Source organism: Pseudomonas asiatica (assembly GCF_009932335.1).
In the GTDB taxonomy this organism is placed as follows: Bacteria; Pseudomonadota; Gammaproteobacteria; order Pseudomonadales; family Pseudomonadaceae; genus Aquipseudomonas; species Aquipseudomonas asiatica.
The window spans coordinates 956,175-976,169 of the sequence record NZ_BLJF01000003.1 but is presented as its reverse complement, the minus strand read 5'-3'; the positions used below and the strand labels follow the sequence as shown (position 1 = coordinate 976,169).

Below are 19,995 nucleotides of genomic sequence, written 5' to 3'. Positions count from 1 at the left end.
TAGGGCTGCAAAGCAGCCCCGGCAATTTGTGCATCTGCGCTGATCCCCTGGGGCTGCTTCGCAGCCCTATCGCGACACAAGGCCGCTCCTACAGGTCCTGTGTTGGCGTAGCCCTGGCCACCAATGCCTCCACATCCACACCCCGCGGCAACGCCCCGTACACGCGCCCGCCCCCCGTCAAGCGGCTGTCGATAAACGCATCACTGACCACCGCATTGCCCGCCTCCAGCAATAGTTTGGCCTGCAGCGCCAGGGCAATATCCTCGGTCAGCTGCCGCGCGCGGTACTGCATGTCGCCAGTGTCGGCAAACGCCCCCTTGAGGTTGCCGATGTGCGCCGCCAGGCGCGGGTCCCCGTGCCCATCGCCCAGCTCGGCAAACAGCGCATCGAGCACCCCCGGCTCCTTGGACAAGGCCCGCAGCACGTCCAGGCACTGCACATTGCCCGAGCCTTCCCAGGTGGAGTTGACCGGCGCTTCGCGGTACAGCCGTGGCAGGATGCTGTCTTCCACATAACCCGCCCCGCCCAGGCACTCGGCGGCCTCGTTGATCATGGCCGGGGCGCGCTTGCAGATCCAGTACTTGCCCACCGCCGTGACCAGCCGGGCGAAATGCGCCTGCTGCGGGTCTTCCAGCTGCTCCAGCGCCTGCCCCATGCGCAGGCTCAGGGCCAGCGCGGCCTCGCTTTCCAACGCCAGGTCGGCCAGCACGTTCTGCATCAACGGCTGCTCGCTCAGCAGCCGCCCGCCGACCTTGCGGTGCGCGCAATGGTGGGTCGCCTGGGTCAGCGCCTGGCGCATCAGGGCGCTGGAGCCGACCATGCAGTCGAAGCGCGTCATGGCCACCATTTCGATGATGGTCGGCACGCCCCGCCCTTCTTCCCCGACCATCCAAGCCAGGGCACCGCGGAATTCCACCTCGCTGGAGGCGTTGGAACTGTTGCCCAGCTTGTTCTTCAGGCGCTGGATATAGAACTGGTTACGGCTGTCATCCGGGCGGTGACGCGGCAGCAGGAAGCAGCTCAGGCCTTTTTCGGTCTGGGCCAGGGTCAGGAAGGCATCGCACATCGGCGCCGAGCAGAACCACTTGTGCCCAACCAGTTCGTAGGCCTGGCCCGGGCCTGCGGCGCCGACTGGATAAGCCCGGGTGGTGTTGGCGCGTACATCGGTGCCGCCCTGCTTCTCGGTCATGGCCATGCCCAGGGTGACTCCGGCCTTGTGACGGTCGCCGACGTTACGCGGGTCGTACTCGCAGGCGAGGATTTTCGGCAGCCAGTATTCGGCCAGTTCGGGTTGCAGCCGCAGCGCTGGCACGGCGGCGAAGGTCATGGTCAGCGGGCAGCCGGTACCGGCCTCGGCCTGGCTGTGCAGATAGGTCATCGAAGCCCGTGCCACATGGGCGCCTGGGCGGGGTTCGGCCCATGGCAGCGACGGCAGGCCGTGCTCGACGGCGGTGCGCATCAGTTCGTGGTAGGCGGGGTGGAACTCGACCAGGTCGATGCGATGGCCGTAGCGGTCGTGGCTACTGAACTCCGGCTTGTGCGCATTGGCCAGAAAGCCCGCCTGCATCAGCGGGCCGCCGGCCAGTGCCCCGTAGGCATCGATCCGCGATTCGGCCCAACCCGCACCGAAACGCCGCGACCATTCCTGTAGCGGAATGTCGAGGCGGTAAAGGTTGGCACCGTCGAGGGGCGGTGGCTGGTTGGTGACTTCGTGGGTTTCAGCGTACTGGTGCAGGTTCATCGGGGGCTCCTGGATCCGGGTAGCTTGAGAGCCCCAGTGAAGCACTCCCCGTGGGTCAGTCAAAGTGACATTAATGACTAAACATGTGGTGGGGGGCGCATATGTTGAGGATGCAGCGGGGATGAGAGGTGTTTGCCACAACCAAATGCCATGCCTTCACAGCGACTGCCGCGCCTGCAGTATGTGCGGGCTCATCTGCACCTGCGCAATAGCCATGTTCAAACTCAACTCGAAGCGGCTGCCCAACCCCCGCGTCGATTCATGCGACAACTTCGCCCCCAGCAACTCCCCCATCTGCCGACAAATCGACAAACCAATCCCCAGCCCGCCATAACGCCGGGTCATCGAGCCATCGACCTGGAAGAAGCGCTGGTACAGGGTCGCCTGATCGAGATCATCGAAGCCGATACCGCTGTCGCTGACCATGAAGGTCAGCGCCAGGTCGTCCGGCCCCACCCGGCGCCCGCGCACCTGGATCATCACCCCGCCCTGGTGGGTGAACTTCAAACCGTTGTCCACCAGGCATTCCAGGCAGCGGGCCAGCTTCTGAGCATCGCCCTGCAACCCGTCCGGCACATCGGCCGGGATGTCCAGGCTCAGGTACAAGCCTTTGCCCAAAGCCTGCCCGGCATAACCGGCACGTACGCCCTGCAGCAGGTCACGCAGGCTGAATGGCGCCGGCTGCGCGCGCAGGCGGCCGGCCTGTAGTTCGGAGAGGGTAAGTATGGCATCGACCATATCCATCATGCCCTGGGCCGAGCCCACCGCCGTGCGGTGATACTGGGCCATCTCGGCCTCCATCGGCAGGGTGTGCATCAGCTCCAGCGAGCCGATAACGCCATTCATCGGCGTGCGCAGCTCATGGGTCACGCTGGCCAGGAATTCGTCTTTCAGCCGGTTGCTCCTGGCCAGTTGCAGGTTCAGTTGCTCCAGCGTGCGCCCGGTTTCACGCAAGGCCTGCGCCTGCTGCTCGCGCAGGCTGTTGATGCGGTCAGCCAGCGCCAGCGACAGCAAGGCAACCTCGAGCGCCGACCCCAGCTGGCTGGCATACATGGTGATGAACACGTTCGGCAGGTAGCCCAACACCATCAGGGTGTTGACCAGCCCACCGAGCAGGAACGCAGTCCAGGCGATGATGAACCAGCGTGCCACGCGCAAGCCACGCCACCAGGCATACAGCCCGGCAGCGAAGATGCTCACGGTAAACAGCAACGCCAGCACCGTGGCCATGCGCAAAGCGACACCGTAGCGCATGGTCACCGCCAGCACCATGACCAGCGCGCCACCCAGCATCAGCAACTGCAGCAGCCGATCGAAAGCACGGCTGATGCTGCCAAGTTGAAGGAAATGCCGGGCGAACTGGCAACCGAACAGGCCTGCGGAACCGATGAACAATGGCGTCGAGGCATTTGCCCACCAAGGGCTGTCCGGCCAGAAGTAGGCCACACCGGCGCCATTAACCGACACCTGGTAAAAGCCGAACGAGGCGATATAGAGGATGTAGTAGAGGTAGCTGACGTCGCGCACGCTGAGGTAGATGAACAGGTTGTACACCAGCATCACCAGCAACACGCCGTAGATCATCCCCAGCACATACAGGCGCGTGGGCTGCTCCTCCATGTAGGCCTGGGCAGACCAAAGCGCCAGCGGCGCCTGCACCGAGCCCTGGCTGTGCAGGCGCAGGTAGGCGGTGGTCACCTGGCCAGGCTGCAGCTGCAGTTCGAACAGATAGTTGTTCTGCAGTATTTGACGGCTGTGGTAGGGCAAGGCGTCGCCGGTGCGCCGGGCCAGGCGGTAACTGCCGCTGCCGTCGGGCAGGTAGAGCTCGAGGTGATCCAGCGGCGGGTAGGCCAACTCCAGCAGCCATTGCCGTGGGGCGGCGTCAGGCGCGGCGACAGGGCGCAGTTCGACCTTGAGCCAGAACACCGAGGTGGAATAACCGGCGTTCAACACGTCTTTGTGGTGGGGGCGAAAATGCTTGGCGAAATCAGGGGCACTGACCTGGGTGATGCTGGCACTGCCATCAGGGTCTTCATAAACCTGCATGGCCTTGCCCAGCGGAAGATGCCGGGTAGCTGCGTCGAAATCGACTGCCCCGGCCAGCACGGGCAGCAAGCCCAGAAGCACAATCAGCAAATAGCGCATACAGCCCCAGCATGGCCTGTCCAGTCGAGTCGCGGTTGCCTCCCATCCGTTTGAGACGACACGATCCGGCAGAACCCGTTTGTAGAGTTATCCGAGCACTCTAGCATAGCTTCGCAAGCTGGCAATCGACCATATCCAATCACAAAGAAAAGGCTCTAAATCAATACTTTCAGAAATTCAACCGGCAAAAATCTGACCTTATGATCAACAAAACTCATTTGTAGGACGATCCGCCCAAACAGGATTGGTGGTAAGCTCGCCGACCATGAATATCTACAGCTCCCGCCCCGTTGTCCTCTGTCTCTCCGGCCACGACCCCAGTGGCGGCGCCGGCCTGCAGGCAGATATCGAAGCCCTGATCGCCCAAGGCTGTCACGCCGCACCCGCAGTGACCGCCCTGACCGTGCAGGATACCGTCAACGTTTCCGACTTCCGCGTGCTCGACCGCGAGTGGGTGCTGGCCCAGGCCAACGCCGTGCTGGCCGACTCTACGGTGGCCGCCGTCAAGCTCGGCATGCTCGGTTCGATCGAAATGGTCGACACCGTCGCCGAACTGCTGGCCGCCCACCCGCACCTGCCACTGGTCTGCGACCCAGTGCTGCGTGCCGGTGGTGGTGGCCGCCTGGGCAAGGACGAAGTGGGCTACGCCCTGCGCGAACGCCTGCTGCCGCTGGCGACCATCGCCACGCCGAACCTGCCCGAAGCCCGCATCCTTGCCGAACTGCCCGAAGGCACTGCCGACGAGTGTGCCGAGAAACTGTTGCCGTTCTGTAGACACCTGCTGATTACCGGCGGTCACGGCGACGAAGACGAAATTCACAACCGCCTGTACAGCCGCGACGGCCAGCACCACACCTGGACCTGCCAGCGCCTGCCGGGCAGCTACCACGGCTCGGGCTGCACCCTGGCCAGCGCCCTGGCCGGCCGCCTGGCCCTTGGCGAGCAGCTGGAAAGCGCCGTCCGCAGCGCCCTGGACTACACCTGGCGCACCCTGCGTGACGCCGAACAGCTGGGCAAGGGCCAGTTCGTGCCGCGCCGCCTGCCGCTGGATTTCTGCTCCTGACACGAGGCCTCCAATGAAGCTACGCGGTCTGTACGCCATCACCGACAGCCAGCTGCTCGCTGGCCGTTTCCTGTCCCATGTCGAGGCGGCACTCGAAGGCGGCGTATGCCTGCTGCAGTACCGCGACAAAAGTGACGACGCGGCACGCCGCCTGCGCGAAGCTGAAGGGCTTATGCAGCTCTGCGAGCGCTACGGCACTCAGCTGATCATCAACGACGACGCCGAACTGGCCGCGCGCCTGGGCGTCGGCGTGCACCTGGGCCAGACCGACGGCCCGCTGACCCCGGCCCGCGCATTGCTCGGCCGCCAGGCAATCATCGGCTCCACCTGCCACGCCAGCCTCGAGCTGGCCGCGCAGGCTGCCAGCGAAGGCGCCAGCTACGTGGCCTTTGGCCGCTTCTTCAATTCCGTCACCAAGCCGGGTGCACCCGCTGCCAACATCGAACTGCTGGAGCAGGCCCGCGCCCAGGTGAAACTGCCGATCGCGGTGATCGGCGGCATTACCCTCGACAACGCCGCCCCGCTGGTCGCCCATGGCGCCGACCTGCTGGCGGTGATCCACGGCCTGTTCGGTGCCGACAGCGCTCAGGAAGTCACCCGCCGCGCCCGCGCCTTCAACGCCTTGTTCGCATCCTGATTCGAGAGAACCCCCATGTCCCGTTCCGAAGCCCTGTTCGCCCAAGCCCAGAAGCACATCCCCGGTGGCGTCAACTCACCGGTCCGCGCTTTCAAGAGCGTTGGCGGCACGCCGCTGTTCTTCAAGCATGCCGAAGGCGCCTACGTCGTTGACGAGGATGACAAGCGCTACGTCGACTACGTCGGCTCCTGGGGCCCGATGATCCTCGGCCACGGCCACCCGGAGGTACTGGACTCGGTACGCAGGCAGCTGGAGCACGGCCTGTCCTATGGCGCCCCGACCGCCATGGAAACCGAGATGGCCGACCTGGTCTGCTCGCTGGTGCCATCCATGGAGATGGTGCGCATGGTCAGCTCGGGCACCGAAGCCACCATGAGCGCCATCCGCCTGGCCCGTGGCTACACCGGCCGTGACGCCATCATCAAGTTCGAAGGCTGCTACCACGGCCACTCCGACAGCCTGCTGGTAAAAGCCGGCTCCGGCCTGCTGACCCAGGGCGTGCCAAGCTCGGCGGGCGTGCCGGCGGACTTCGCCAAGCACACCCTGACCCTGCCGTTCAACGACATAGCCGCCGTCGAGAAAACCCTGGCCGAAGTCGGCCAGACCGTAGCCTGCATCATCGTCGAGCCGGTAGCCGGCAACATGAACTGCGTACCGCCGGCGCCAGGCTTCCTCGAAGGCCTGCGCGAGCAGTGCGACAAGCACGGCGTGGTGTTGATCTTCGACGAAGTGATGACCGGTTTCCGCGTTTCGCTCGGCGGCGCCCAGGGCCACTACGGCATCAAGCCGGACCTGTCGACCTTCGGCAAGATCGTCGGCGGCGGCATGCCGGTCGGCTGCTTCGGCGGCAAGCGTGAAATCATGGGCTGCATCGCCCCGCTCGGCCCGGTCTACCAGGCCGGTACCCTATCGGGTAACCCGCTGGCCATGGCCGCCGGCCTGACCACCCTGAAGCTGATCAGCCGCCCGGGCTTCCACGCCGAGCTGACCGACTACACCAGCCGCATGCTCGACGGCCTGCAACAGCGCGCCGATGCCGCTGGCGTGCCGTTCGTCACCACCCAGGCCGGTGCCATGTTCGGCCTGTACTTCAGCGGTGCCGACGACATCGTCACCTTCGAAGACGTGATGGCCAGCGATGCCGAGCGCTTCAAGCGCTTCTTCCACCTGATGCTCGATGGTGGCGTGTACCTGGCGCCGAGCGCGTTCGAGGCCGGCTTCACCTCCATCGCCCATGGCGACAAGGAGCTGCAGATCACCCTGGATGCGGCTGAAAAGGCCTTTGCAGCCCTGAAATAGCGCGCAGCACCGCGCTTTTGTGGGAGCGGCCTTGTGTCGCGAAAGGGCCGCAAAGCGCCCCCAGCACTTCAGCAGTAATGCACAGATTGCTGGGGCTGCTTCGCAGCCCTTTCGCGACACAAGGCCGCTCCCACAGAGGCCGGCACAGGCAACAAATACCCATGCACAATCAGCTGACTTCCCCAACCAAGCAGAAATTCGAGTAAAACTTTGTAAGGTTGGCGCTGCTTATCCCATAATGTGCCACCAGAGACATTGGCCGCAGCTTTGCAGAGGTAAGTCGATCCCCATGAACCGCACCGGCCGCGCCCTGACCCTGGGCTGCCTGTTGCTTCTTCAGCCCCTGCTGGCCCTGGCGGAGGGCGGTAACTCGTTGCTGATTCCGGCGACGGGCCGCTGCACCTTGAATGTCCAGCCTGAAGACCTGGCAAACGCCCTCAAGGCTTGTGAGCAGACGGCAACGGCGGGGGATGCCCAGGCGCAATTCGAGCTGGGCGAGTACTACTACACGCAAACGCCGAAAAACCTGGGCAAAGCCCTGAACTGGTTCGAAAAGGCCTCGCTGCAAGGCCATGCCGAGGCCCAGTATCGCCTGGGCGCCATGTTCTTCCGTGGCGAAGGGGTCAAGGCCAACAATGTGCAGGCCTACATCCTGCTGAAGATGGCCGCGGTCAACGGCGCCGAGGATGCGCTGGACATGGCCGACGAAGTGACCGAGCAAATGCCCCGCGACGAGCTGGAGCATGCCACCCAGGTGCTTGGCCAGATCTTCCGCAAGTACCTGCTGGAACTGCAGAACGCCGAAGGGCGCACGCCGTTCTCGCCACTCCCCTGAGGGTTACTTTTCCGGCATCGGCATGGGGAACGGCATCACGTTGCCGCCGCCCTTGGCTTCGCTGATCTTCGCCGTACCCAGGCGCTCCACCTCGTCTATGCGCACGATCGAGTGCATCGGCACGAAACTGCGGATCACCCCATCGAACTGGCTCTTGAGCTTCTCCTCGCTCGGGTCCACCACCAGCTGCGAACGCTCGCCGAACACGAACTCCTCGATTTCCAGGAACCCCCACAGGTCGCTCTGGTAGATCTGCTTGGCATACATCTCGAAGACCTGCCCCTGGTTGAGGAAGATCACTTTATAGATGGCAGGTTCGCGTTTGCTCATGTTCGTCGGGATAACACATGCGTAAGAAAAGGCGGGCATCATAGCAGACAGGTTTGCTGATCTGTGTTGCCTGTCCCGGCCTGATCGCCGGCAAGCCAGCTCCCACAGGTACTGCGCAAGCTTCAGGCCTGTGCAGTATCTGTGGGAGCCCGGCTTGCCGGCGATAGGGCCGGAACAGGCCATACATACCGTTGAACGTTTCAGTGCTTTCGCCACTGCCATTCAAGGGTTATTCTTGAGTTCACATCCATTGCCGTCGAGCGGCTAAAAACGACCTTGAACGCACCCATACAACCCCATCGCTTCATCCTCGAACCCTTCGAGGCCCACCGTTTCGCCAACTTGTGCGGCCAGTTCGACGAGCACCTGCGCCTGATCGAACAGCGCCTGGCCATCGAGATCCGCAACCGCGGCAATCAGTTCGAACTGATCGGCGAACCCAAGACCACCTCCGCTGCCGAACAACTGCTGCGCCGTCTCTACCGCGAGACAAAGGCCAGCGACCTGTCGCCGGAAACCGTGCATCTGTACCTGCAGGAATCGACCGTCGAGAACATCGACAACCCGGCCGTCAACGAGGTCAGCGTGTCGCTGCGCACGCGAAAGGGCAACATCCGCCCGCGCGGGGTCAACCAGCAACGCTACGTCAAGGAAATCCTGGCCAACGACATCAACTTCGGCATCGGCCCGGCCGGTACCGGCAAGACCTACCTGGCCGTGGCCTGCGCCGTGGACGCGCTGGAACGCGAACAGGTGCGCCGGATCCTGCTGGTGCGACCTGCGGTAGAGGCGGGCGAAAAGCTCGGCTTCCTGCCCGGCGACCTGGCCCAGAAGATCGACCCGTACCTGCGCCCGCTGTACGACGCCCTGTACGAAATGCTCGGCTTCGAACATGTGGCCAAGCTGATCGAGCGCCAGGTGATCGAGATCGCGCCGCTGGCCTACATGCGTGGCCGCACCCTGAACAACAGCTTCATCATCCTCGACGAGAGCCAGAACACCACGCTGGAACAGATGAAGATGTTCCTTACCCGTATCGGCTTTGGCTCCACCGCGGTCATCACCGGTGACATCACCCAGGTTGACCTGCCCCGCGGCACCAAGTCAGGCCTGGCACACGTCATCGAGGTGCTGAAGGACGTTCCGGGGATCAGCTTCACCCACTTCCAACCCAAAGATGTGGTTCGTCACCCACTGGTGCAGCGCATTGTCGAGGCCTACGACCGCTTCGATGCCCGCCAGGCCAAGCCCGAGGCGCCCGGCAAAGATGCTTGAACTCGATATTCAACGGGCCACGGATGCTGCCGCCCCGGATGACACCGCCTTTCGCCGCTGGTGCGAACTGGCCCTGCGCCAGCGCAGCGCCGATTCGGAAATGACCATTCGCCTGGTCGACGAAGCCGAAGGCCGCGAGCTGAACCACACCTACCGGCACAAGGACTACGCGACCAATGTGCTGTCGTTCCCGGCCGACGTCCCCGACGACCTGCTCGATATCCCGTTGCTGGGCGACCTGGTGATCTGCGTGCCAGTGGTCGAGCGCGAAGCCGCCGAACAGGGCAAGTCGCTGGAAACGCACTGGGCGCACCTGGTCATACACGGTTGCCTGCACCTGCTCGGCTACGACCACATCGAAGATGAGGAAGCCGAGGAAATGGAAGGCCTGGAACGGGAATTGCTGGCAGAACTGGGTCATCCAGACCCGTACGCCGACGATGAAACCGACACCATCACACACTGATACACGAAGGATCACGAGAACCGCCATGAGCGAAGATCGATCGAGCAACGGGCAGAAGTCCTGGCTGGGTAAACTGACCCAGGCTTTTGCCCATGAGCCGAAAAACCGCCAGCAACTCCTTGAACTGCTGCGCGAAGCCCATCAGAACAAACTGCTGGACAGCGAAGCGCTGACCATCGTCGAAGGCGCCATCCAGGTGGCCGACCTGCAGGTTCGCGACATCATGGTGCCGCGTTCGCAGATGATCAGCATCAAGGCCAGCCAGTCGCCCCGCGAGTTCCTGCCGGCGGTGATCGACGCCGCGCACTCGCGCTACCCGGTGATCGGCGAAAGCCATGACGATGTGCTCGGGATCCTGCTCGCCAAGGACCTGCTGCCGCTGATCCTCAAGGAGAATGGCGACAGCTTCAACATCAAGGACCTGCTGCGCCCGGCCACTTTCGTGCCCGAGTCCAAGCGACTGAACGTGCTGCTGCGCGAGTTCCGCGCCAACCATAACCACATGGCCATCGTCATCGACGAGTACGGCGGCGTGGCCGGCCTGGTCACCATCGAGGACGTGCTGGAGCAGATCGTCGGCGACATCGAGGACGAGCACGACGTCGAGGAAGACAGCTACATCAAACCGCTGCCCAGCGGTGACTTCCTGGTCAAGGCGCTTACCCCGATCGAAAACTTCAACGAGTTCTTCGACAGCGAATTCTCCGATGACGAGTTCGACACTGTCGGCGGCCTGGTAATGAGCGCCTTCGGTCACCTGCCCAAGCGCAACGAGACCACCGAGATCGGCCCTTACAAGTTCCGTATTCTCAATGCCGACAGCCGGCGGATACACTTGCTGCGCCTGACACCGATCACCCGTTAAGGACAAACATGCGTTGGATCACCCGCCCCGGCTGGCCCGGTAACCTGCTGGCCCTGGCGGCCGGTGCCTCCACCCTCCTGGCCCTGGCGCCTTTCGACATCTGGCCCCTGGCCGTGTTGTCCATCGCCCTGCTCTACCTCGGCCTGCGCGAGCTCAGCCCGCGCCAGGCCATGTGGCGCGGCTGGTGGTTCGGCTTCGGCCTGTACGGTGCCGGTACCTGGTGGATCTACGTCAGCATGAACACCTACGGCGGTGCCTCGCCGCTGCTGGCGATCCTGCTGCTGCTGGCCTTCTTCGCCGCCCTGGCCTGGTTCTTCGCCCTGCCCACCTGGCTGTGGGCACGCTGGCTGCGCCGCACCGAAGCACCACTGGCCGACGCCTTGTGCTTTGCCGCCCTGTGGCTGCTGCAAGAGGCCTTCCGCGGCTGGTTCCTGACCGGCTTCCCCTGGCTCTACGCCGGCTACAGCCAGCTGGACGGCCCGCTCGCCGGCCTGGCACCGCTGGGTGGCGTGTGGCTGATTTCCTTCGCACTGGCCCTGACCGCTGCCCTGTTGTGCAACGTGCACCGCCTGCGCGCCCGCCCCTCGTTCCTCGCGGTGGGCTGCCTGCTGTTGCTGGCCCCGTGGGTGCTGGGCCTGGCGCTCAAGGGCCATGCCTGGACCAAGCCGGCGGGCGACCCACTGAAAGTGGCGGCCATCCAGGGCAACGTCGAGCAGGACCTGAAATGGGACCCGGCGCACATCGATGCGCAACTGGCGCTGTACCGTGACCTGAGCTTCAGCTCCAGGCCGGTAGACCTGCTGGTGTGGCCGGAAACCGCGGTGCCGGTGCTCAAGGACCAGGCCCAAGGCTATATCGACGTGATGGGCCGGTTTGCCGCCGAGCGGCATTCGGCGCTGATTACCGGCGTGCCGGTGCGTGAAGTGGTGCATCACCAGCGCCGCTACTACAACGGCATCACTGTCACTGGTGAAGGCGATGGCACCTACCTCAAGCAGAAGCTGGTGCCTTTTGGCGAGTATGTGCCGCTGCAGGACATGCTGCGTGGCCTGATCGAGTTCTTCAACCTGCCCATGTCGGACTTCGCCCGCGGGCCGGAAGACCAGCCGCTGCTGCAGGCCAAGGGCTACCAGATTGCGCCTTACATCTGCTACGAAGTGGTCTACCCCGAATTCGCCGCAGGCCTGGCGGCCCGCAGCGACCTGCTGCTGACCATCAGCAACGACACCTGGTTCGGTACCTCGATCGGCCCGCTGCAGCACCTGCAGATGGCACAGATGCGCGCGCTGGAAGCCGGGCGCTGGATGATCCGCGCCACCAACAATGGCGTGACCGCGCTGATCGACCCGTTTGGCCGCATTACCACGCAGGTACCGCAGTTCCAGCAGGCGGTGCTGTATGGCGAGGTGGTGCCGATGCAGAAGCTGACGCCGTACCTGCAATGGCGGTCGTGGCCGCTGGCGATAGTCTGTGCATTGCTGCTGGGTTGGGCGTTGCTGGCTGGGCGAATAGCCAAGACTGTTTAACCAGGCGACGCAGATCACTGTAGGAGCGGCCTTGTGTCGCGATAGGGCCGCAAAGCGGCCCCGGCATTCCCGGCATAGAAGCTGAAATCTGGGGCTGCCATGCAGCCCATCGCGACACAAGGCCGCTCCTACAAGGGATCGCGTAAGCCGGTAAATCAGTAGAACAGCCGATACCCCACCAACCCAGCCACTTCATTGAGCAACTGCCCGCTCTGCCACATCGCCCGGCTCTCCGGTAGCAACCCGCCGAACGGCCGCGCATGATCGCGCCCGAGGAACCCGACTGGCGCCGGCACCACCTCGAACCCCGCCTGCTCGAAGCTCCAGCGCGAGCGCTGCATGTGCCAGGCCTGGGTCACCACGACCACCCGGCGAATCCCCAACGGCTGCAGCACCTTGGCCGTCAGCCGGGCATTTTCCCAGGTCGTGCGGCTGCCCTCCTCTCGCCATTTCACCTCGACACCGAAATCTTCACGCAGGCGATCAGCCATCAACTGCGCCTCGCTCGGCGGCGAGCCATAGTGCAACCCGCCACTGGTCAACACCGGCAAGCCCGAAGCCTTGGCCAGCCGTGCGGCAAAGCGCATGCGCTCCAGCGCCGTGGCTGTGGGCTGGTCGCCACCACCCCAGGCCGGGTCACCCCGCTCACGCCCCGCGCCCAGCAGCACGATGGCATCTGCCCGGCTTGCCAGGCCGGCCCAATCGCTTACCGCCAACGGCGCTTCCGTCTCCAGCACACGAGCGGTTTCCTGTACCACCAGCGGCAGGCTCATCAGCCACAGGCCACCAAGGCCCAGGGCAAAGCACAGCGCTGCCAGCCGGGGCCGACGGCGGCGCAGCCACCACGCCACAAGCAGCAGCAGGAACAGGACGCCTGGCGGCATCAGCCATTGTTTGACGAAGAATCGGATCGACATTGGCCACACCTCCTTGGCAGGTGTGCAGCCTAGAAGGATCGACGCCGGTCAACAAGGGTGTGGCCGGCGCCGATCGTGAGCTGTGCAAAATTTAAGAACCGGCGCGCGATAGCCTGCGCCTGGCGTCCTGAACGGCTAGCGATGCGGCAGCGTCCTGGATCTCGCCGTGCTGGCGGGGCGTTTCTTGTCCTTGAGCCAGATGATCTTGGCCGATGTCGGCTCCGCTTGTGGGTAACTGCCGACACAGGCATTGTGGCGCTCCGGGAGAGAATCCAGGTAGGCCTTGATCAGTTCGAACTCTGCGTGGCTCAGGCCACGCAACTCCAGCTCGGCTGGCATTTCGTCGCGCAATCGCACCGAGGTCCTGGCCACTTCCAGCGCCAAGCCAAGCCGGTCGATCAGGCGTTCGTATAGCTCCGGTCTGATTGCGGGTAGCTGCGTCTCTCCCATCCGTTCACCTCATTGAAGATAAGAATATCTCCCCCCACACCTGAGCTTAGCGTCGTTGAAAAAAGCAGCCGTGTGCCGCGACCAGCGGGCATTCGCAACGAAGGTTTCCCACGATGCGCGGCGCTGCTGTATGCTACGGCGTTCACTCTAAACGACACCGGAGTGCCGGACGCAGCGAGGTTCCGCTGCCTGGAACAAGGTCTCTTCCCTCTCAGCAAAAAGTAGCCATGCACGAACAATACACGCCCCGTGATATCGAAGCCGCCGCCCAGAAGTTCTGGGACGAGCAACAATCGTTCGCTGTTACCGAACAGCCAGGCAAGGACACCTACTACTGCCTGTCGATGTTCCCGTACCCGAGCGGCAAGCTACACATGGGCCACGTGCGCAACTACACCATCGGTGACGTGATTGCCCGCTACCAGCGCATGCTGGGCAAGAACGTCCTGCAGCCGATGGGCTGGGACGCATTCGGTATGCCCGCGGAAAACGCGGCGATGAAGAACAACGTCGCCCCGGCCAAGTGGACGTACGAAAACATCGACTACATGAAGACCCAGCTCAAGAGCCTGGGCCTGGCCATCGACTGGGCACGTGAAGTCACCACCTGCAAGCCCGACTACTACCGCTGGGAGCAGTGGCTGTTCACCCGCCTGTTCGAGAAAGGCATCATCTACCGCAAGAACGGTACCGTGAACTGGGACCCGGCGGACCAGACCGTACTGGCCAACGAGCAGGTCATCGACGGCCGTGGCTGGCGTTCGGGCGCGCTGATCGAGAAGCGCGAAATCCCGATGTACTACTTCCGCATCACCGACTACGCCGACGAGCTGCTGGAAAGCCTCGACGAGCTGCCGGGCTGGCCTGAGCAGGTCAAGACCATGCAGCGCAACTGGATCGGCAAGTCGCGCGGCATGGAAGTGCAGTTCCCGTACGACATGGCCAGCATCGGCCACGAAGGCACCCTCAAGGTGTTCACCACCCGTCCCGATACGCTGATGGGCGCCACCTACGTCGCCGTCGCCGCCGAACACCCGCTGGCCACCCAGGCCGCCCAGGGCAACCCGGCGCTGCAGGCGTTCATCGAAGAGTGCAAGAGCGGCAGCGTTGCCGAAGCCGACATGGCCACCCAGGAGAAGAAGGGCATGGCCACTTCCCTGCTGGTCGAGCACCCGCTGACCGGCGAGAAGCTGCCGGTATGGGTCGCCAACTATGTGCTGATGCACTACGGCGATGGCGCCGTAATGGCCGTGCCGGCCCACGACGAGCGCGACTTCGAGTTCGCCCACAAGTACAACCTGCCGGTCAAGGCCGTGGTGCGCACCAGCGCTGGCGACGAAGTCGGCAGCGAGTGGCTGGCCGCCTATGGCGAGCACGGCCAGCTGATCAACTCCGGCGAATTCGACGGCCTGGACTTTGCCGGTGCCTTCGACGCCATCGAAGCCGCCCTGATCCGCAAGGAGCTGGGCAAATCGCGTACCCAGTTCCGCCTGCGTGACTGGGGTATCAGCCGCCAGCGCTACTGGGGCTGCCCGATCCCGATCATCCACTGCCCGTCCTGCGGCGACGTACCGGTGCCGGAAGACCAGCTGCCGGTCACCCTGCCGGAAAACGTGGTGCCGGACGGTGCCGGTTCGCCACTGGCGCGCATGCCTGAATTCTACGAGTGCAGCTGCCCGAAATGCGGCACCGCGGCCAAGCGCGAAACCGACACCATGGACACCTTCGTCGAGTCGTCCTGGTACTTCGCCCGCTACGCCTCGCCGAACTACGAAGGTGGCATGGTCGACCCGAAAGCGGCCAACCACTGGCTGCCGGTCGACCAGTACATCGGCGGTATCGAGCACGCCATCCTGCACCTGCTGTACGCGCGCTTCTTCCACAAGCTGATGCGTGATGAAGGCCTGGTCACCTCGAACGAGCCGTTCAAGAACCTGCTGACCCAGGGCATGGTGGTCGCCGAAACCTACTACCGTGTGGCCAGCAACGGCGGCAAGGACTGGTTCAACCCGGCCGATGTCGAGGTCGAGCGCGATGCCAAGGCCAAGATCATCGGCGCCCGCCTGAAGACCGACGGCCTGCCGGTGGAAATCGGTGGCACCGAGAAGATGTCGAAGTCGAAGAACAACGGCGTCGACCCGCAATCGATGATCGACCAGTACGGCGCCGACACCTGCCGCCTGTTCATGATGTTCGCCTCGCCGCCCGACATGAGCCTGGAATGGTCCGACTCCGGCGTCGAAGGCGCCAGTCGCTTCCTGCGCCGCGTCTGGCGCCTGGCCCAGGCCCACGTGGCCCAAGGCCTGCCGGGCAAGCTGGATGTCGCCGCCCTGGACGACGCGCAGAAGGTCATCCGCCGCGCCATCCACACCGCCATCAAGCAGGCCAGCACCGACGTAGGCCAGTTCCACAAGTTCAACACCGCCATCGCCCAGGTGATGACCGTGATGAACGTGCTGGAAAAGGCCCCGCAGGCCACTGAGCAGGACCGTGCCCTGCTGCAGGAAGGCCTCGAGGCCGTTACCCTGCTGCTGGCTCCGATCACCCCGCACATCTCCCACGAGCTGTGGCAACAGCTGGGCCACCAGCAGGCAGTCATCGACGCCAGCTGGCCAGCCGTCGACGAGGCAGCCCTGGTACAGGACACCGTCACCCTGGTGGTGCAGGTCAACGGCAAGCTGCGTGGCCAGGTCGAAATGCCGGCCGCCGCCAGCCGCGAAGAAATCGAAGCCGCCGCGCGCAGCAACGAGAACGTCCTGCGCTTCATCGATGGCCTGACCATCCGCAAGGTCATCGTGGTTCCGGGCAAGCTGGTCAACATCGTCGCCAACTGATGGCAACGCCCGCCCGCAGGCACTGCGGGCGGGCGAACAGGCCCACAAGGGAGCAACAACATGATCAAACGCAATTTGCTGGTAATTGGCCTGGCGGTCATGCTCAGCGCCTGCGGTTTCCAGCTGCGTGGCACCGGCTCCACCGAGCTGAGCGTGAAGGAAATGGACGTAAGCGCACGCAACGCCTACGGCCCGACCGTGGTCCAGCTGCGTGAAGTACTGCAGCGTAGCGGCGTCAACGTGCACGCTGGTGCACCGTACCGCCTGGTGCTGACCAACGAGCAGGAGCGCGAGCGCTCGGCGACCTACAACAGTGGCAACCGTACCGCCGAGTACGAGCTGACCACCGTGCTGAACTACAGCATCCAGGGCCTGAACAACCTGGAGCTGATGAGCGACAAGGTGGAAGTGCGCAAGATCTACTTGCGGGACGGCTCGAACATCACCGGCTCCGAACAGGAAGCCAACCGTGCCCGTGAAGAAATGCGTCGCGACCTGGTCAACGCCATGGTCGTTCGCCTGCAGATGCTGACCCCGTCCCAGCTGGACGAGCTGCAGCGTCAAGCCGACGAGCGTGCCAAAGCCGAAGCCGCTGCGCTGGAGGCCGCTCGCCGCCAGCAGGCCGAAACGCCTCAGCAGTCGCCACTGGAAGTACCGGGCAACTAAGCCCGAGCGGGGTACCCTCGGGTGCCCCGCCTGTTCCCCATGAAGCTCGCCCCCGCCCAACTCAACAAGCACCTGCAAGGTGCCCTGGCACCGGTCTACGTGGTCAGCGGCGACGACCCGCTGCTGTGCCAGGAAGCCGCCGACGCCATCCGTAACGCCGCACGCCAGCAGGGCTACGACGAACGCCAGGTATTCAGTGCCGACGCCAATTTCGACTGGGGCACCCTGCTCCAGGCTGGCGCCAGCCTGTCCCTGTTCGCCCAGCGCCGCCTGCTGGAATTGCGCCTGCCCTCAGGCAAGCCCGGTGACAAAGGCGCTGCTGCGCTGATGGAATACTGCGCCAACCCGGCCGAAGACACCCTGCTGCTGGTCAGCCTGCCCAAGCTGGACGGCAGCGCGCAGAAGACCAAGTGGGGCAAGGCCCTGATCGAAGGTCCCCATTGCCAGTTCATCCAGATCTGGCCGGTGGATGTGCACCAGTTGCCGCAGTGGATCAACCAGCGCTTGCAGCAGGCCGGCCTTTCTGCACAGCGTGACGCCGTCGACCTGATCGCCGCACGCGTGGAAGGCAACCTGCTGGCTGCCGCGCAGGAAGTCGAAAAGCTCAAGCTGCTCGCCGAAGGTAACCAGATCACAGTGGAGACCGTGCAGGCCGCCGTCGCCGACAGCGCCCGCTTCGATGTCTTCGGCCTGGTCGATGCCATTCTCAACGGCGAAGCCGCGCATGCCTTGCGCATGCTCGAAGGCTTGCGCGGTGAAGGCGTTGAGCCACCAGTGATTCTCTGGGCCCTGGCCCGTGAGCTGCGCCAGCTGGCCGGGCTGGCCCAGCAGTTCAGCCAGGGTGTACCGCTGGACAAGGCCTTCAGCCAGGCCCGCCCGCCGATCTGGGACAAACGCCGGCCACTGGTCAGCAAGGCCCTGCAGCGCCTGTCGGCGCAGCGCTGGGCGCAGTTGCTGCAAGATGCCCAGCGTATTGATGCACAGATCAAGGGCCAGGCAGAGGGCTCGCCGTGGACCGGCCTGGCGCGCTTGTCGCTGCTGATGGCCGGCCAGCGCCTGGCACTGCCTCCCGAGTAACTGGGGCCGCTGTGGGAGCGGGCATGCCCGCGAATCAGGCGACACGGTGGATGGCACCGGCTTCGCCGGTGTTCGCGGGCACGCCCGCTCCCACAGGGCTGCAATGTCCCCAACATCTCGAACCATAAACACAATCAATTGGCCCCACCCTGCCCCAAGCCCTACAGTGCGCCGCGAAACCCACCCAACCCGGGAATCCCGCCATGAGCAAAAAGCCGAAAAAGCACGGCCCCAACAAGGCCAAGTCGATCATCGCCCAACCGCTGTTCCGCTGCCGCCAGGAACAGCCGAACAAGGGCAAAGGCAGCTACCGCCGCGAAGCCTTCCAATCGAGAGATTGGGAGGCTTCCTACTTTTTGGCTGCATGAAAGCATCGAAAGCGCAGGCATGGTATGGTCATCACCTGACCTGCAATTCTGGATCTGTGAATGCTCCTCAGTCTTCTCCCCCGCTGGAAAACCCGTCAGCTGATCGCGGCCTCCAGTTTCATCCTGCTCGTGGCCTGCGCAGAAAAGCCCACCGCCGCCGATGCCCTGCCGCTGGCCCCCGCCCAGCCTGCCCCGGTGGTGACCCTGCCCGGCACGACGCCCGACACCAACACTGAAATCCAGCCTCTGCAAACCTTCGCGCAATGGCAAGCGGGCTTTCGCCAGCAAGCCCTGCAAGCCGGCATTTCGCAGGACACCTTCGACCGCGCCTTCCTCGGCGTCACCCCCGACATGGACGTGATCAAGGCTGATCGCAGCCAGCCGGAGTTCACCCGCCCGGTATGGGAATACCTCGAAGGCGCCCTGTCGCCCCTGCGTGTACGCAACGGCAAGAAGCTGCTGGAGCAGAACGCCGAACTGCTGACCCGCATCGAGCAACGCTATGGCGTCGATCGCCAGGTGCTGGTCGCGGTATGGGGCATGGAGAGCAACTTCGGCCAGTTCCAGGGCAGCAAATCGGTGATCCGCTCGCTGGCCACCCTGGCCTATGAGGGCCGCCGCCCGCAGTTCGCCCAGGACCAGCTGATCGCTGCGCTGCAGATCATCCAGCATGGCGACATCCAGCCTGAGGCCATGCGTGGCTCGTGGGCCGGCGCCATGGGCCAGACCCAGTTCATCCCGACCACCTACAACACCCATGCCGTGGACTTCGACGGCGATGGCCGCCGTGACATCTGGAACAGCACGGCAGACGCCCTGGCATCGACCGCGCACTACCTGCAGAGCTCGGGCTGGAAACGTGGCCAGCCGTGGGGCTTCGAGGTCCAGGTGCCGCCTGGCTTCGATTACTGGCAGGCCGATGGCGCCCTGCGCAAGCCGGTGAGCGAGTGGCTGGCGATGGGCGTGAAACTGCCTGCCGGTACCCAGTTGCCAGTGGGCAGCAACCAGCTGTCTGCCGCCCTGCTGCTGCCAGCGGGCGCGCGTGGCCCGGCGTTCCTGGTGCTGGACAACTTCCGCGCCATCCTCAAGTACAACAATTCGTCATCCTACGCGCTGGCGGTAAGCCTGCTGGGTGATCGCTTCACGGGCTGGGGCTTCATTGCCGGCAGCTGGCCGAAAGAAGACCTGCCGCTCAGCCGCAGCGAGCGCATGGAGCTGCAGAACCTGCTGAACAGCAATGGGCACGAAGCCGGCAATGCCGATGGCATCATTGGCGCCAATACCCGCAAGGCGATCCGCAATGCCCAGCAGGGGCTGGGGTGGCCGGCAGATGGGTATCCGACGCACAAGCTGCTCGAGAGCCTGCGTCAGCAGTGAGAATCTTGGGGCCGCTGCGCGGCCCATCGCGACACAAGGCCGCTCCTACAAGCGATCGCGAACCATCGGGGTAACGCGGTCTCCTGTAGGAGCGGCCTTGTGTCGCGATGGGCTGCAAAGCAGC

At 64.3% G+C, this 19,995-nt stretch carries 18 protein-coding genes; 13 read left to right on the top strand and 5 right to left on the bottom strand.

Annotated features, from left to right (window positions below; translation table 11 throughout):
- Positions 1 to 88: 88 nt before the first annotated feature.
- Both GYA95_RS27030 and GYA95_RS27025 read right to left on the bottom strand, forming a co-directional pair.
- Entirely contained in the window at positions 89 to 1,741 is a 1,653-nt protein-coding gene (locus tag GYA95_RS27030) for an acyl-CoA dehydrogenase family protein (protein ID WP_015271929.1), read from the bottom strand.
- 156 nt (positions 1,742 to 1,897) lie between these two features.
- Positions 1,898 to 3,886, bottom strand: coding sequence for a sensor histidine kinase (locus GYA95_RS27025; RefSeq protein ID WP_015271930.1), 1,989 nt, complete (start codon positions 3,884 to 3,886; stop codon positions 1,898 to 1,900).
- Between the two features lie 265 nt (positions 3,887 to 4,151).
- Between GYA95_RS27025 and GYA95_RS27020 the strand changes: the two genes are divergently transcribed.
- The 4 genes from GYA95_RS27020 (at position 4,152) to GYA95_RS27005 (ending at position 7,720) form a co-directional block, all read left to right on the top strand.
- Positions 4,152 to 4,949 (top strand): hydroxymethylpyrimidine/phosphomethylpyrimidine kinase, encoded by a 798-nt coding sequence (locus GYA95_RS27020; RefSeq protein ID WP_015271931.1) that lies wholly within the window; start codon positions 4,152 to 4,154, stop codon positions 4,947 to 4,949.
- 13 nt (positions 4,950 to 4,962) lie between these two features.
- Positions 4,963 to 5,586, top strand: coding sequence for a thiamine phosphate synthase (gene thiE / locus GYA95_RS27015; RefSeq protein WP_003257589.1), 624 nt, complete (start codon positions 4,963 to 4,965; stop codon positions 5,584 to 5,586).
- 15 nt (positions 5,587 to 5,601) lie between these two features.
- Positions 5,602 to 6,885, top strand: coding sequence for a glutamate-1-semialdehyde 2,1-aminomutase (hemL, locus tag GYA95_RS27010; RefSeq protein ID WP_013974339.1), 1,284 nt, complete (start codon positions 5,602 to 5,604; stop codon positions 6,883 to 6,885).
- Between the two features lie 289 nt (positions 6,886 to 7,174).
- Positions 7,175 to 7,720, top strand: coding sequence for a tetratricopeptide repeat protein (locus GYA95_RS27005; protein WP_003257587.1), 546 nt, complete (start codon positions 7,175 to 7,177; stop codon positions 7,718 to 7,720).
- 3 nt (positions 7,721 to 7,723) lie between these two features.
- On the opposite strand, the gene GYA95_RS27000 is transcribed toward GYA95_RS27005, so the two are convergent.
- Complete coding sequence (locus tag GYA95_RS27000) at positions 7,724 to 8,050, bottom strand: DUF1820 family protein (RefSeq protein ID WP_013974341.1); 327 nt, start codon at positions 8,048 to 8,050, stop codon at positions 7,724 to 7,726.
- A 276-nt stretch (positions 8,051 to 8,326) separates the two neighbouring features.
- Here GYA95_RS27000 and GYA95_RS26995 point away from each other — a divergent pair, with 276 nt between their 5' ends.
- Genes GYA95_RS26995 through lnt form a run of 4 tightly spaced genes read left to right on the top strand, consistent with a single transcriptional unit; the run spans position 8,327 to position 12,182 of the window.
- Positions 8,327 to 9,325 carry a PhoH family protein gene (locus GYA95_RS26995; RefSeq protein ID WP_013974342.1) on the top strand — a complete coding sequence of 333 codons (999 nt, stop codon included), beginning with the start codon at positions 8,327 to 8,329 and terminating at the stop codon, positions 9,323 to 9,325.
- A complete protein-coding gene (gene ybeY / locus GYA95_RS26990) occupies positions 9,318 to 9,791 on the top strand; it encodes an rRNA maturation RNase YbeY (protein ID WP_161551533.1) in 474 nt (157 codons plus the stop codon). Before GYA95_RS26995 ends, ybeY begins: the two co-directional genes overlap by 8 nt.
- A 25-nt stretch (positions 9,792 to 9,816) precedes the next feature.
- Positions 9,817 to 10,656 carry an HlyC/CorC family transporter gene (locus tag GYA95_RS26985; RefSeq protein ID WP_003257584.1) on the top strand — a complete coding sequence of 280 codons (840 nt, stop codon included), beginning with the start codon at positions 9,817 to 9,819 and terminating at the stop codon, positions 10,654 to 10,656.
- 8 nt (positions 10,657 to 10,664) lie between these two features.
- Positions 10,665 to 12,182, top strand: a complete 1,518-nt coding sequence (lnt, locus tag GYA95_RS26980; RefSeq protein WP_013974344.1) for an apolipoprotein N-acyltransferase — start codon at positions 10,665 to 10,667, stop codon at positions 12,180 to 12,182.
- A 155-nt stretch (positions 12,183 to 12,337) separates the two neighbouring features.
- Here the strand turns inward: lnt and GYA95_RS26975 are convergent, their stop codons facing one another.
- Complete coding sequence (locus GYA95_RS26975; protein ID WP_015271933.1) at positions 12,338 to 13,099, bottom strand: YdcF family protein; 762 nt, start codon at positions 13,097 to 13,099, stop codon at positions 12,338 to 12,340.
- Positions 13,100 to 13,234: 135 nt separating this feature from the next.
- The gene (locus tag GYA95_RS26970) at positions 13,235 to 13,549 is read right to left on the bottom strand and encodes a hypothetical protein (protein ID WP_003257582.1); all 315 of its coding nucleotides are present in this window, start codon (positions 13,547 to 13,549) and stop codon (positions 13,235 to 13,237) included.
- Positions 13,550 to 13,776: 227 nt separating this feature from the next.
- Between GYA95_RS26970 and leuS the strand changes: the two genes are divergently transcribed.
- From leuS to GYA95_RS26945, 5 genes are all read left to right on the top strand, one after another.
- The gene (leuS, locus tag GYA95_RS26965; RefSeq protein WP_015271934.1) at positions 13,777 to 16,383 is read left to right on the top strand and encodes a leucine--tRNA ligase; all 2,607 of its coding nucleotides are present in this window, start codon (positions 13,777 to 13,779) and stop codon (positions 16,381 to 16,383) included.
- Between the two features lie 60 nt (positions 16,384 to 16,443).
- Positions 16,444 to 17,049 (top strand): LPS-assembly lipoprotein LptE, encoded by a 606-nt coding sequence (locus GYA95_RS26960; protein ID WP_015271935.1) that lies wholly within the window; start codon positions 16,444 to 16,446, stop codon positions 17,047 to 17,049.
- Between the two features lie 39 nt (positions 17,050 to 17,088).
- Positions 17,089 to 18,126: a DNA polymerase III subunit delta gene (gene holA / locus GYA95_RS26955; protein ID WP_015271936.1), complete on the top strand. Its 1,038-nt coding sequence runs from the start codon at positions 17,089 to 17,091 to the stop codon at positions 18,124 to 18,126.
- A gap of 203 nt (positions 18,127 to 18,329) precedes the next feature.
- A complete protein-coding gene (gene arfA, locus GYA95_RS26950; protein ID WP_003257578.1) occupies positions 18,330 to 18,494 on the top strand; it encodes an alternative ribosome rescue factor ArfA in 165 nt (54 codons plus the stop codon).
- A gap of 60 nt (positions 18,495 to 18,554) precedes the next feature.
- Positions 18,555 to 19,871 carry a lytic murein transglycosylase gene (locus GYA95_RS26945; protein ID WP_015271937.1) on the top strand — a complete coding sequence of 439 codons (1,317 nt, stop codon included), beginning with the start codon at positions 18,555 to 18,557 and terminating at the stop codon, positions 19,869 to 19,871.
- The last annotated feature ends 124 nt before the right edge of the window (positions 19,872 to 19,995 follow it).